This is a genomic window from Pseudomonas sp. HLT2-19-2, assembly GCF_054898005.1.
This window is the reverse complement of the sequence record NZ_CM142712.1, coordinates 2,330,693-2,343,626: the sequence shown is the minus strand read 5'-3', so window position 1 is coordinate 2,343,626 and position 12,934 is coordinate 2,330,693. Positions and strand designations below refer to the sequence as shown.

At 59.7% G+C, this 12,934-nt stretch carries 12 protein-coding genes and 2 pseudogenes; 7 read left to right on the top strand and 7 right to left on the bottom strand.

Going from position 1 to position 12,934, the window contains the following annotated elements; all coding sequences use genetic code 11:
- Positions 1 to 192 precede the first annotated feature (192 nt).
- A complete protein-coding gene (locus ACYZTU_RS10890) occupies positions 193 to 1,866 on the bottom strand; it encodes a DEAD/DEAH box helicase (protein WP_461970052.1) in 1,674 nt (557 codons plus the stop codon).
- 422 nt (positions 1,867 to 2,288) lie between these two features.
- On the opposite strand from ACYZTU_RS10890, the gene ACYZTU_RS10885 reads away from it, so the two are divergent.
- Positions 2,289 to 3,080: a crotonase/enoyl-CoA hydratase family protein gene (locus ACYZTU_RS10885; RefSeq protein WP_461970050.1), complete on the top strand. Its 792-nt coding sequence runs from the start codon at positions 2,289 to 2,291 to the stop codon at positions 3,078 to 3,080.
- A gap of 109 nt (positions 3,081 to 3,189) precedes the next feature.
- Here the strand turns inward: ACYZTU_RS10885 and ACYZTU_RS10880 are convergent, their stop codons facing one another.
- The gene (locus ACYZTU_RS10880) at positions 3,190 to 3,945 is read right to left on the bottom strand and encodes a spermidine synthase (RefSeq protein ID WP_461970048.1); all 756 of its coding nucleotides are present in this window, start codon (positions 3,943 to 3,945) and stop codon (positions 3,190 to 3,192) included.
- 160 nt (positions 3,946 to 4,105) lie between these two features.
- Between ACYZTU_RS10880 and ACYZTU_RS10875 the strand changes: the two genes are divergently transcribed.
- A complete protein-coding gene (locus ACYZTU_RS10875) occupies positions 4,106 to 5,452 on the top strand; it encodes a class II 3-deoxy-7-phosphoheptulonate synthase (RefSeq protein WP_461970046.1) in 1,347 nt (448 codons plus the stop codon).
- Positions 5,453 to 5,538: 86 nt separating this feature from the next.
- On the opposite strand, the gene ACYZTU_RS10870 is transcribed toward ACYZTU_RS10875, so the two are convergent.
- Entirely contained in the window at positions 5,539 to 6,768 is a 1,230-nt protein-coding gene (locus ACYZTU_RS10870; RefSeq protein WP_461970044.1) for a winged helix-turn-helix domain-containing protein, read from the bottom strand.
- Between the two features lie 64 nt (positions 6,769 to 6,832).
- On the bottom strand, positions 6,833 to 7,048 hold the full coding sequence (locus ACYZTU_RS10865) for a DUF1127 domain-containing protein (RefSeq protein WP_461970042.1): 216 nt from the start codon (positions 7,046 to 7,048) through the stop codon (positions 6,833 to 6,835).
- Positions 7,049 to 7,143: 95 nt separating this feature from the next.
- On the opposite strand from ACYZTU_RS10865, the gene ACYZTU_RS10860 reads away from it, so the two are divergent.
- The gene (locus ACYZTU_RS10860; RefSeq protein WP_461970041.1) at positions 7,144 to 7,998 is read left to right on the top strand and encodes a LysR substrate-binding domain-containing protein; all 855 of its coding nucleotides are present in this window, start codon (positions 7,144 to 7,146) and stop codon (positions 7,996 to 7,998) included.
- Here ACYZTU_RS10860 and ACYZTU_RS10855 read toward each other — a convergent pair.
- Entirely contained in the window at positions 7,988 to 8,722 is a 735-nt protein-coding gene (locus tag ACYZTU_RS10855) for a sulfite exporter TauE/SafE family protein (protein ID WP_461970040.1), read from the bottom strand. The genes ACYZTU_RS10860 and ACYZTU_RS10855 overlap by 11 nt on opposite strands.
- A gap of 126 nt (positions 8,723 to 8,848) precedes the next feature.
- On the opposite strand from ACYZTU_RS10855, the pseudogene ACYZTU_RS10850 reads away from it, so the two are divergent.
- Positions 8,849 to 9,600, top strand: a pseudogene (locus ACYZTU_RS10850) (LysR family transcriptional regulator).
- Positions 9,601 to 9,653: 53 nt separating this feature from the next.
- Positions 9,654 to 9,904, top strand: a pseudogene (locus tag ACYZTU_RS10845) (OsmC family protein); the annotation flags it as partial.
- A 177-nt stretch (positions 9,905 to 10,081) separates the two neighbouring features.
- Here ACYZTU_RS10845 and ACYZTU_RS10840 read toward each other — a convergent pair.
- Together ACYZTU_RS10840 and earP are read right to left on the bottom strand one after the other, a co-directional pair.
- Positions 10,082 to 10,651: an elongation factor P gene (locus ACYZTU_RS10840; RefSeq protein ID WP_028619992.1), complete on the bottom strand. Its 570-nt coding sequence runs from the start codon at positions 10,649 to 10,651 to the stop codon at positions 10,082 to 10,084.
- Between the two features lie 48 nt (positions 10,652 to 10,699).
- Positions 10,700 to 11,842, bottom strand: a complete 1,143-nt coding sequence (gene earP, locus ACYZTU_RS10835; protein WP_461970038.1) for an elongation factor P maturation arginine rhamnosyltransferase EarP — start codon at positions 11,840 to 11,842, stop codon at positions 10,700 to 10,702.
- Between the two features lie 124 nt (positions 11,843 to 11,966).
- On the opposite strand from earP, the gene ACYZTU_RS10830 reads away from it, so the two are divergent.
- Together ACYZTU_RS10830 and ACYZTU_RS10825 are read left to right on the top strand one after the other, a co-directional pair.
- Positions 11,967 to 12,377 carry a hypothetical protein gene (locus ACYZTU_RS10830; RefSeq protein ID WP_461970036.1) on the top strand — a complete coding sequence of 137 codons (411 nt, stop codon included), beginning with the start codon at positions 11,967 to 11,969 and terminating at the stop codon, positions 12,375 to 12,377.
- A gap of 14 nt (positions 12,378 to 12,391) precedes the next feature.
- Positions 12,392 to 12,874 carry a GreA/GreB family elongation factor gene (locus ACYZTU_RS10825; RefSeq protein WP_461970034.1) on the top strand — a complete coding sequence of 161 codons (483 nt, stop codon included), beginning with the start codon at positions 12,392 to 12,394 and terminating at the stop codon, positions 12,872 to 12,874.
- Positions 12,875 to 12,934 lie beyond the last annotated feature (60 nt).

The following is a 12,934-nucleotide window of genomic DNA, read 5'->3' as shown; positions in this document are numbered from 1 at the left end:
AAGCAGTCGTGAAATCAGGCGCCTTCGGTCTTTAAGACAAACTGCGGCGACTTGATTGGCGGCGGCTCCGTCCGAACGCGGCCCGCACCGAACGCAGCCTCGCAGGCTCGACAGCTGCTACAAACGGCAGGCAAAAAAATCCCCGAACCAGTCGGGGATTTTTTATGTTCGATCAATCAGCCCGAGAGCGGATCAATCTTCGCGATAGCGACGCAGCTTCAACTGCTTACCAGCAACGCGAGTGTCCTTCAGCTTGGTCAGCAGACGCTCCAGACCATCTTCCGGCAGCTCAACGAGGCTGAAGCTGTCACGCACCTGGATGCGACCGATTGCTTCGCGAGCCAGACCACCCTCATTGAGGATAGCGCCCAGCAGGTTCTTGGCAGCGATACCATCACGCGCACCCAGCGCGGTACGGCAACGAGCACGACCTTCGGCCAATGGAACCGGAGCACGACGCTCGCGATCACCACGGTCCGGACGATCACCGGTACGCTCTGGACGATCGCCACGTGGTGCGTTGTTCGGCACCAGTGGACGGTCTTTCTCGATCGCGGCCAGGGTCAGCGCCTGAGCGTTGGTCGCCTTGCGCAGCAGAGCAGCGGCCAGTGCACGCGGGGTGCAGCCGATGTCGGCAGTCAGGCGATCCAGCAGATCACCGTGAGTCGATTCGGCATCAGCCACCAGCGGCGACAGGCTGCTGGTCAGTTTCTTGATGCGGGCATCGAGAACGGCCTGAGCGTCCGGCAGGCGAACTTCAGCAACTTTCTGACCGGTTACACGCTCGATCACTTGCAGCATGCGGCGCTCACGTGGAGTCACCAGCAACAGCGCACGACCTTCGCGACCGGCACGGCCAGTACGGCCGATACGGTGAACGTAGGACTCTGGGTCGTACGGCATGTCAACGTTGAACACGTGAGTGATACGCGGAACGTCCAGACCACGAGCAGCAACGTCGGTCGCCACAACGATGTCCAGTCGGCCATCCTTGAGGGATTCGATGACGCGCTCACGTTGGTTCTGAGCAATGTCACCGTTCAGCGCAGCGGCTTTGTAGCCTTTGGCTTCCAGGGCACTGGCCAGGTCCAGGGTCGCTTGCTTGGTGCGCACGAACATGATCAGGGCATCGAAGTCTTCAACTTCCAGCAGGCTCAATACAGCCGAGGTCTTCTGGTCAGCGTGAACCAACAGGTGAGCCTGTTCGATCGCGGTAACGGTCTGAGTCTTGGTCTGGATCTTCACGTGTTGCGGATCGCGCAGATGGCGCTCGGCAATGGCACGGATCGACTGCGGCAAGGTAGCCGAGAACAATACGGTCTGACGGGTTGGTGGCAGAGCCTTGAAGATAACTTCGAGGTCGTCCATGAAACCCAGTTTGAGCATTTCGTCCGCTTCGTCGAGAACCAGGTGGTTCACGGTCGACAGGACTTTTTCGTCACGACGCAGGTGGTCGCACAGACGGCCCGGAGTGGCGACAACGATCTGTGCGCCATTACGGATTGCTTTCAGTTGTGGACCCATAGGGGCGCCGCCGTAAACGGCCACAACGGTAACGCCCGGCATTTGCTTGGCGTAGGTTTCGAAAGCGGTTGCTACTTGCAGCGCCAACTCACGGGTTGGCGCCAGGATCAGGGCTTGCGGCTCGCGCTTAGCAGGATCGATGCGATGCAGGATAGGCAGGGCGAACGCAGCGGTTTTACCCGTACCGGTTTGCGCCTGACCAATCATGTCGTGACCGGCCATGATGATCGGGATCGATTGATGCTGAATAGCCGAAGGCTCTTCGTAGCCAGTCGCGATGACGGCTGCAAGAATATTCGGATTAAGATTAAAAGCGGCGAAGCCGCCGGTTTCCTGGGTCATGGGTCTGCCTCTAAGTGCATCCGCAAAGACCCATGCTCCAAAGCTGCGCATGCCGTGTAAGACTCAAGAGTCGCCCTGGCTGCTTTGTCGGCGGGGATTTGCGAAAACGAATGAATGAAAAAGATTCGTCAAGGGAGAGTCCGCTGTACGGACGTGCAGCCGAAGCTGACTTCGGGAAATTGCGCTACCTAAACGCGGCCCGGTTAAAGGCCGGCGCGCACTATACCGGAAATAGCCCAAAAAGGGAGCTTTATTTGTCGGAAAACTGCCGCGTATAGCGTTCTGTCACACGCTTTGCGGATCATCGTGCAACGGTCTATTTTGCAAAGGCCCAGCCCTGCTGGCGATCGCGCTAAAACGGTTCACCCTTGTGACGCAGACCTGCGGTCTCACATATCCCTTCCCGCCCGAGGAAATGCTTCATGAATCAGTCCGGCTCCAGTCGTGTAACCCGTGAACGACACGGTCATGTCCTGATGATAGGCCTGGATCGGGTGGCCAAATGCAACGCCTTCGACCTCGATCTGCTCAACGAACTGAGCCTCGCCTATGGCGAGTTCGAGGCGGACAGCGAGGCGCGGGTGGCGGTGGTGTTCGGCCATGGTGAGCATTTCACCGCAGGGCTGGATCTGGTCAGTGCCAGCGCGGCCCTGGCTGAAGGCTGGCAGGCACCGGCCGGCGGCTGCGATCCGTGGGGTGTATTTGCTGGCCCCAGAGTCAGCAAACCGGTGATTGTCGCCGCGCAAGGCTACTGCCTGACCATCGGTATCGAATTGATGCTGGCCGCTGATATCAACCTGTGCGCCAGCAACACCCGCTTCGCCCAGAAAGAAGTGCAACGCGGAATCTTCCCGTTCGGCGGCGCCACGTTGCGCCTGCATCAGGTCGCTGGCTGGGGCAACGCCATGCGCTGGCTGCTGACCGGCGATGAGTTCGATGCCCATGAAGCGCTGCACCTGGGATTGGTCCAGGAAGTCATGGCCAGCGAGGATCTGCTGCCTCGAGCGATTGAGTTGGCTGAGCGGATTGCCCGGCAGGCGCCGCTTGGGGTTCAGGCGACGTTGATGTCTGCGAGGCAGGCACGTTATGAAGGGGAAACAGCGGCGGCACAAGCGTTGCCACCGATGGTGAAGAAGCTGCTGGCTAGCGAGGATGCCAAGGAAGGCGTGCGGTCGATGATCGAGAAGCGACCGGGGGTCTTCAAAGGACTCTGAGGCATGTGTTGACTGGAAGATGGCCATCGCGAGCAAGCTCGCTCCCACATTGAAATGCATTCCCCTGTGGGAGCGAGCTTGCTCGCGATGAGGCCCTGACAAACAACACTTATGTCGCCGGGCGGATCGCCTTGATCAACGACTGCAACGAATACCCCAAGCGCGGCGCCAGCCCTTCGGCCCGGGCGTTCAAGCCATCCATGTCCAGTTCCTGATCCAGCTCCGAAGGCACGATCAGAATCACATTGCCCTCCTTTACCGGCAGCTCCCAGTAGTGCCGGTGATAGAGCCCGCGAAACAACGCCGCGCCCAACGGCTTGCCATCGTCGGTGGCCCACTGATTGATCACCAGCCAGCCACCCGGATTCAGGCGTTTCTGACAGTTTTCCAGGAAATTCCAGGCAAGGTGCCCGACACCCGGCCCGACATCGGTATAGAGGTCGACGAAAATCAGATCCGCCGGCTCAGCGGTATCGAGCAACTCCAGCGCATCGCCCACCCGGATATACAGCCGCGGATCGTCATCCAGCCCAAGGTATTCAATGGCCAAGCGCGGCACGTCGGGGCGCAGTTCGATGGCTTCGACGTCTTCCAGCGGCAGGAACTTGAGGCAGGCCTGGGTCAGGGTGCCAGCGCCGAGGCCGAGGAACAGCGCGCTTTCCGGCTGCTCGTGGCACAACGCGCCAATCAGCATCGCCCGGGTGTAATCGTATTCGAGCCAGCTCGGATCAGCCGTGAACACGCAGCTCTGCTCGATGGCATCACCGAACTCGAGAAAACGGTAATCGGCCACTTCCAGCACGCGAATCACGCCGAACTCATCCTGCACCTCGGCGAGCAGTTGCTCGACGCGCTCCTCAGTCATTTCGTCTCCTGATCGTTACCGGGCCTGCAATGTAAACAGCAGCGCAATAAAACCGCTGCAGGCAGCGGCAAAGGCGCGATTGTCCGCGAAACGACGGGAACAGGTCACGCGCTAATTGCTGATAACATGACCGTCCGAGCGTAAAACACTAGAGACCGTGATGAGCCAACCCTGGAGCCCTGACAGCTGGCGCGCCCTGCCGATCCAGCAACAACCCCACTACCCCGACGCAGCGCATTTGCTCCACGTCGAGCAAACGCTGGCCAGTTATCCGCCGCTGGTGTTTGCCGGTGAAGCCCGGGAGTTGCGCCGTCAGTTTGCCGAAGTGACCCAGGGCCGCGCGTTTCTGCTGCAGGGCGGCGACTGCGCTGAAAGCTTCGCCGAGTTCTCTGCCGCGAAAATCCGCGACACCTTTAAAGTCCTGCTGCAAATGGCGATCGTCATGACCTTCGCCGCCGGTTGCCCGGTGGTCAAGGTCGGGCGCATGGCCGGGCAGTTCGCCAAGCCCCGTTCAGCCAACGACGAAACCATCGACGGCGTAACCCTGCCGGCCTACCGTGGCGACATCGTCAACGGCATCGGTTTCGATGAAAAAAGCCGCGTGCCGGACCCGGAGCGCTTGCTCCAGTCCTACCACCAGTCCACCGCGACCCTGAATCTGCTGCGTGCCTTCGCCCAGGGCGGTTTCGCCGACCTGCATCAGGTGCACAAGTGGAATCTGGACTTCATCGCCAATTCGGCGCTGGCCGAGAAGTACAGCCACCTGGCCGATCGAATTGATGAAACCCTGGCGTTCATGCGCGCCTGCGGCATGGACAGCTCGCCGCAACTGCGCGAAACCAGTTTCTTCACCGCCCACGAAGCGCTGTTGCTGAACTACGAAGAAGCCTTCGTGCGTCGCGACAGCCTGACCAACGATTACTACGATTGCTCGGCGCACATGCTGTGGATCGGCGACCGCACCCGTCAGCTCGACGGTGCTCACGTCGAGTTCCTGCGCGGCGTGAACAACCCGATCGGGGTCAAAGTCGGCCCGAGCATGAACCCCGAAGACCTGATTCGCCTGATCGATGCACTCAACCCGGACAACGATCCGGGGCGTCTGAACCTGATTGCGCGGATGGGCGCGAACAAGGTTGGCGATCATTTGCCGGCGTTGATCCGCGCGGTGCAGCGTGAAGGCAAGCAGGTGCTCTGGAGTTCCGACCCGATGCACGGCAATACCATCAAGGCCAGCAGCGGCTACAAGACCCGCGACTTCGCGCAGATTCTTGGCGAGGTGAAGCAGTTCTTCCAGGTTCACGAAGCGGAAGGCACTTATGCCGGCGGCATCCACATCGAGATGACCGGGCAGAACGTCACCGAGTGCATTGGTGGCGCGCGGCCGATTACCGAAGACGGGTTGTCGGACCGGTATCACACCCATTGCGATCCGCGGATGAATGCCGATCAGTCGCTGGAGTTGGCGTTTTTGATTGCCGAGACCCTGAAACAGGTTCGGCGCTAAATCGCGTCGTCTCTATCGCGAGCAGGCTCGCTCCCACAGGATTGCGCTGTACCTGTGGGAGCGAGCCTGCTCGCGATATAGGTATGTCAGCCACCACTGAGCTGCGCCAATGCCACCCGCAACCGCCCTGCACTCGCCCGCGGACAATTCAACTGAACCCGCTCAAGCCCCAGCCACTCCGCCATCCGCCGCAGATTAACCGCCAACGCCAGCATCCCCTCGTCATCCAGTCCCGGCTCATCCTCATGCACAGCGTGCACCGCCAGCCTGCCCAGCGCCCGCTCAGCGCGCAGGTCTACCCGCGCGGCAATTCGTTCATTGTGCAAAAACGGCAACACGTAATAGCCGTAGACCCGCTTGTCCTGCGGCGTATAAATCTCCAGCCGATAGCGAAAATCGAACAGGCGCTCAGTGCGGCTGCGCTCCCAGATCAGCGAATCAAACGGTGAAAGCAAGGCGCTGGCCTCAACCTTGCGCGGCACTTTCGGCTGGGGCAGGCAATAAGCCGGTTGCCGCCAGCCCTGGACTTCACAGCTCAGCAATTCACCCGCCTCCACCAGTTCCGCCAAGCGCGGACGGGCATCACCGGGACTCAGGCGAAAATAATCGCGCAGGTCCTTTTCAGTCGCCACACCCAAGGCATTCGCGGCATGTCGCAACAGACCGCGCTGGGCCTGCGCTTCCGAGAGCAGCGGTTGCTGGAGTATCGCCGAAGGAATCACCCGCTCCGGCAGATCATAAAGCCGTTCGAACCCACGCCGCCCGGCCACGGTCACTTCACCGGCGGCGAATAACCACTCCAGCGCATGCTTTTCCGCGCTCCAGTCCCACCAGGGCCCTGCCCGCTCCTGACGGGTCGATAGACTTCCGGCACCCAGCGCGCCCAGCGCCTGAACCGAGGCCAGCACCCGACGAATCGTGTCCTGCTGCTCACGACCGAAACGTGCCAGTTGCTGGTAAATATCTTCGCCACGGGTCGCGCGCAGCATGCGCCAGCGCATCAACGGGTACATCGACAAGGGCAGCAACGAGGCTTCATGGCCCCAATATTCGAATAGCGTGCGCCGCCGGCCCGAACTCCAGGCAGCCTGGTCGAGCAAGTCGGATGAGTAATTGCCGAGGCGGGAAAACAAGGGAAGGTAGTGCGAACGCACCAACGCATTGACCGAATCGATCTGCAGAATGCCCAACCGTTCAATCAGACGATTGAGCTGAACCGGTTTGATCGCCGCTGGCGGCTGGCGCCTGTTGAACCCTTGGGCAGCCAGCGCCAGACGCCGAGCCTGTTTGATGGAAAAGGACACTGTTGCGGGCATGAGCATCTCCTTGTCTGCTCGCAACCTACCTCACCGGGAGACGGTTTGTGTAGTTGTGTTTTACTCATTTGTGCATCGGGTCATCCCAGAACGGTTTGACCGACTCGAACTCCACATCCGCACGACTCATGCCGATGTCCTTCAGTGCTTCATCGCTCAGACTCGCCAACAACTCGCGCTCCCGGTGAAGCTCGTACCAGCGACTGAATTTGTGCAGCAGATCGGATACCAGGTGGATTGAGTGCTTCTCTACTGCTGGATATTCATGTTGACCTTTCATCTTGTTGCCCTCCGTTTGGATGGCTCAAGTGTCGCGCTGGGGCTAAGATCAATCCAACGAATGTTTCTGATGTAACACATCTCGGAGATTGATGAATGTCTGCCTACCCGAGTATCGACACCGAAGTGCTGCGCACCTTTGTCGCCATCGCCGATCAGGGCGGCTTTACACGTGCCGGCGAGTTGGTCAACCGCACCCAATCCGCCGTGAGCATGCAGATGAAGCGGCTGGAAGAGGATGTGTTGCAGCGTCAGTTATTCCAGCGCGACGGGCGGCAGGTGCGGCTGACGGCTGAGGGGCAGGTGTTGCTCGGCTATGCCCGGCGCATCCTCAAGCTGCACAGTGAAGTGTTCAATACGCTGCGCGAGCCGCACATGGTTGGCATGGTGCGGATCGGCACGCCGGACGATTACGTGATGCGTTTTTTGCCCGGGATTCTGCGCCGATTTGCGCAGTCGTATCCGCTGATCCAGATCGAGGTGCACTGCGAATCATCAAAACAATTGCTGCTGCGCCAGGACCTGGACTTGACCATCGTCACCCGCGAGCCGGGTAACGAAATCGGCCAACTGCTGCGCAAAGAGCGCTTTGTCTGGGCCGAGGCGCAGTGTTTCAACGCCCACGAGCAAACGCCGCTGCCGCTGGCGATGTTCAACAGTGATTGCTTCTGCCGCTTATGGGCCTGCAATGCACTGGATGCCATGGGTCGCGATTACCGCGTGGCGTACAACAGCGACAGCCTGTCGGCAATCATGGCGGTGGTCAGTGCCGGCCTGGCGGTGACCGCGCAACTGGAAAGCCTGGTCACCCCGGACATGCGCATTCTCGGTGAAGCCGAAGACCTGCCGATCCTGCCAGAAGCCAGCATCATGCTGCTGCGCAACCTGCACAACCCCTCGCCGATCACCGAGTGCCTGGCCGAACACATCGTCGAAGGTTTCAAACTTTAAGGGCGAGCATCACCGCGCAGAACACCAGAAAACCACAGAACAACCCGCGCAGCAGTCGCTCCGGCAGTGCGTGAGCGATCCTCACGCCCCAGCTGATGCTCATCAGGCCACCGACCGCCAAGGGCAGACCGATCATCCAGTCCACCTGATGGTGCACCGCGTAAGTCACCAGCGTGACACCCGTGCTCGGCAACGCCAGCGCCAGCGACAAACCCTGCGCAACTACCTGACTGGTGCCGAACAGACTGGTCAACACCGGCGTTGCCACCACCGCCCCGCCCACGCCAAATAACCCGCCCATGGTGCCGGAGGCGGCGCCGAGTACACCCAGCCATGGCCATGAATAATTCATCTGCGCAGACGCCGGCGCGTTGGCGCAGAACATTCGCACCAGGTTGTAGGCCGACAGGGCAATCAGGAACGCAACAAATCCTGCGCGCATGGTTTGCGCATCAATGCCCACAGCCCAGATCGAACCGATCCAGGCGAAACAGAAACCCATCGAAGCCAATGGCAGCGCATGGCGCAATTCAATGCGATTACGCTGGTGATAACGCCACAGCGCCAGCATCACGTTGGGCACTACCATCACCAGCGCCGTGCCTTGGGCAACCTGCTGATCGAGGCCGAACAACACGCCCAGCAGCGGGATCGCGATCAAACCACCGCCAATGCCGAACAACCCACCGAGGGTTCCCAGGGCGGCGCCAAAGATCAGATACATCAAAAACTCAATCACAAGCGATTTCCCCCTCACGTCAGGCTACTCATCCTACGCAGTCGGCGCTGGCGGGGAAACGCACAGCAACGCACAATGGCTGTGCCAACTTCGCATAAGCGCTGACAACCCATGAACCCCAATCAATTGACCGAACAACTGGGTCTATTCCTAGACGTGCTGGAAACTGGCAGTTTTTCCGCCGCGTCCCGCCGTCACCCGCTGACCCCTTCGGCGGTGGCGCGGCGTATTGACAGCCTGGAAAACGCCGTCGGCAGCCAGTTGTTCATCCGCAGCACTCATGCGGTGCGCGCAACCCCGGCAGGTCTGGCTTTTGCCGAACGCGCACGGCGGATCGTGGCTGAACTGCGGCTGGCTCGGGCTGAAGCGGTATCCTTGAGCAGCGCACCGGAAGGCTTGATTAGGATCAGCGCATTGCCTGCGCCAGCCCCGAGTATTTGCAACGGCGTGGCGTGCCGACCGATCCGGCGCAGCTGATTGAGCACGACGGCCTCGACTGGGAGGGTCTGGCCCCGCCGTTCGCTTGGCGTTTCGAGCGGGATGGGCAGATGCACTTGCACCGCCCCGCGCGCATCCGCATGAGCGCCAACAATGCCGAGGCGCTGGTCTGCGGCGCATTGGCCGGGCTGGGTATTGCGCACTTGCCGACCTGGCTGGCCAGCGAATACTTGCTGCGCGGCGATTTACTGCCACTGTTTTGCGAAAACGGCCTGCCAACGCCGGAGACCACCGGCATTTACGCGCTGCGCCTGGAGCAACAACCCAATTCCCGCAGTCGCTTGTTACTGGAATACCTGAAAACCCGCTTCAGCCCGATCCCGCCGTGGGATCTGGCGCTGCAAAATACCCTCGACCGGCACTAGGCTAAAATTGTCTGGCACAGTAAAGATTCGCCCGCTAAATTCATGAGATCACCATCCTCGACGTGAAACTCGCCACGCCCAAAGAACTCGGTGGTGCTGGTGGCGCTGCGACCAACCCTGAACCGCTCATGTTGGCATCGGCCAGATCCCTAGTGGTTTCGGTCTGGACATCGACCTGCACGTCAGCTTGCCGGGTCTTGAACACGCCGATGCACAAAGCCTGGTCGACGCTGCCCACCAGGTCTGCTCGTACTCCAACGCCACCCGTGGCAACGTCGATGTGCGCCTGCACGTTACCGTCTAACGCTGACTCCCTGCAGTTCGCTATGGTTTACTCAACGTGGCAAGCCAGGTTCCAGCGGCGCAATCGGCAATGTTGCAGGCGTCCGAAGAGCTCAAGCAACACCTCAAGTAAGCGGTAAATCGCAGGTACAAAAAAGCCCGACTCAATGGTCGGGCTTTTTCATTCCTGAAGCGGTGCTTATTTGGCACGGCCTTTGTAGGAACCGCCTTCGCGGGTATCGATCTCGATTTTGTCACCGATTTCGATGAAGTCAGCAACTTGCAGCTCAGTACCGTTGCTCAACTTGGCAGGCTTCATCACTTTGCCGGAAGTGTCGCCGCGAGCGGAACCTTCGGTGTAGTCAACGACGCGCACGATGGTGGTCGGCAGTTCTACGGAAACCAGACGCTCTTCGAAGAAGATCGCTTCGCAAACATCGGTCATGCCTTCTTCAACGAAAGGCAGAACGGCTTCGATGTCTTCAGCGTTCAGCTCGTACATGGTGTAGTCGGTGGTGTCCATGAACGTGTAGGTGTCGCCGCTGATGAAGGACAGGGTCGCTTCTTTGCGGTCGAGGATTACGTCGTCCAGTTTGTCGTCGGCGCTGTAAACGATCTCGGTCTTGTAACCGGTCAGCAGGTTTTTCAGCTTGGTCTTCATGATCGCGCTGTTACGACCAGACTTGGTGAATTCAGCTTTCTGAACCAGCCAAGGATCGTTTTCGAGACGGATCACGGTACCGGGTTTCAGTTCTTTACCAGTTTTCATTGCGAATATCCGAATTTGGATGGGATTTACAAAAATCTAGGCCGCGCATCATATCCAATTTACATAAAACTGTACCAGCGCTGCGGCAAGATCATCCTGCAAGGCCTGTTCCAGACACCACGTTTCGGCGTGTTTTTGCAGTTCTGGCCAGTGTTTGCGGGTCGCCAGCCAGTGGTCGGACATTGCCTCACCGGCATTCCACGAATGCCAAAGACCGCTGATCGCCTCGCGTGCAGGCTCCGACAGTCCTTTGCTGTACAGAGCGAGGAAGGCCTCGAGCTTGTCCAGATGGATGTCTTCGTCCTGCTGATAGATGTGCCAGAGCAGCGGCCGGCCCGCCCATTGAGCGCGAACAAACGAATCTTCACCGCGCACGGCGTTGAAATCGCAGCACCACAGCAACAGGTCATATTGGTCCTGTCTGACGAACGGCAGCACATGCACGGTCAAAGCATCGCGCACATGCACGGCACCGGCCACCAGACCGTCCACACCGAGCCAACGCTCGACATCCCCAAGAATCCGACCTTCGGGAACCAGCAGATGAGTGGGCGTCGAGTCGGCCGCCATTGCATCAAACCAACTGGCCAGCCCTTTATTTTCGTAGGCAAACAGCGAGACCAGCTGTGCACCTTGCGCGCGATCAATCCCTAAACTTTGAAGGAATTCTCGCTGAGCCTCGGGGTTTTGCTGAAACTGCTGACGACGCTCAAGCAATCCGCTTTCACGCAACAAGCCGCCCGTGCCCTTCTGGAATCCTGGGAAGAAAAAGATTTTTTGTACGCTTTTGTACTTCACGGACGGCAAACCGTGGCAACCGACGATCCAGTCCTCGGCACTCAGATAGTCGAGATTCATCCACAGCGGCGGTTTTTCCCGCTCGGCCATGGCGTCCATGTAAGCACCCGGCAATTGGCAGGCGAACGCGGCGATCACCACATCAGCAGCGTCAGTGGGCTGCCATTCGGCCGTCCACTGACACACTTCGACGCCCTGCTGCCATTGCTGTGAAGCGTTGATGTCGATTTCCGGGCACAACCGCTCGAAGGCCCGCAAATCATCGACCCACAAGCGCACCGTCACTGAATGTTCGGTCACCAGCTGTCGGGCCAGGCGCCAGGTCACGCCGATGTCGCCAAAGTTGTCGACCACCGTGCAGAAAATATCCCAGCGGGCTTTCATTTCAGGCATTCCAGGCTCCCGTTGGCAAAGGCGCCGATTGTCCTCATAAATTACCCCGTGCAGAAGAGCCGACGGCGATTAATCTTCATGCGACAATCGCCACTCGCCCGCGACCACCCGCCAGGAGGCAGCCATGCCCTACCGTCCAAACCCGCGCCGCCCGTTGCCGATCCAGCTCAGCGCCTTGCAACTGACCGGCAGCATTGCCCTGGGTTTGTGGCTGGGGTTTATCGCGATCGCGCTGACGTGCTGGCTCGCCTCTCGCCTGCTGTTCAACGAGCCATTGGCGCCCGTGGCTGCGGCGATAGAACAACTGGCCAAACCGCCGATGGTGGTGCAACCGGTGCCGGATAGTCCTCCGCAGAGCCCGTTGTTCGAACAATACGAAGAGAACCTGCGCAAAAACGAGCAGCAGCAACGGCTGGATCAAGCGCGCAGCAGTAACCGCAACCTGTCGAACCCCAAATGCCAGTTCTGGTTGCAACAGGACCAGACTGCACCGAGCGAAAAAAGCCGCGCCAACGTCCAGCAATTCTGCGATTGATCATGAACCTGACCATGCACAAGCCTACCGTCCACCAACTGATTCTCGACAAGCTGCGGATCGATCTCGACATCGCCGAGCGTGCCGCGCAAACCGCTTACGAAACCGCGACCCACGAAGAAAACATCGCCGAGAACAAGTACGACACGCTGGGTCTCGAGGCGTCATACCTCGCGGCCGGGCAGGCGAAGCGGGTCGAGGAGATCCGTCATTCACTGACGCTTTGCCAGAACCTGACGTTGCGCCCATATGACGATCAGCGCGGTATCGAAGTCGGCGCCCTGCTCGGTCTCGAAGACGAAAAGGGACGTGAACAATGGCTGTTCCTGGCCCCCGACGCGGCGGGTTTGAAGGTCGATCTGGTGGGGCAATTGATCACCGTCATCACCCCCCGCTCGCCGCTGGGCAAAAGCCTGCTGGGCAAGTTCGAAGGGGACGAGGTGGAGATTCTGGTGGCGGGCGCTCGGCAACAATTTGCTGTTACCGAGGTGATTTAAGTGTCCTGCCTCGCGAATACGTTCCTCTTTTGACGAGTGGCTGTGGTCGTCAGGCAAGGC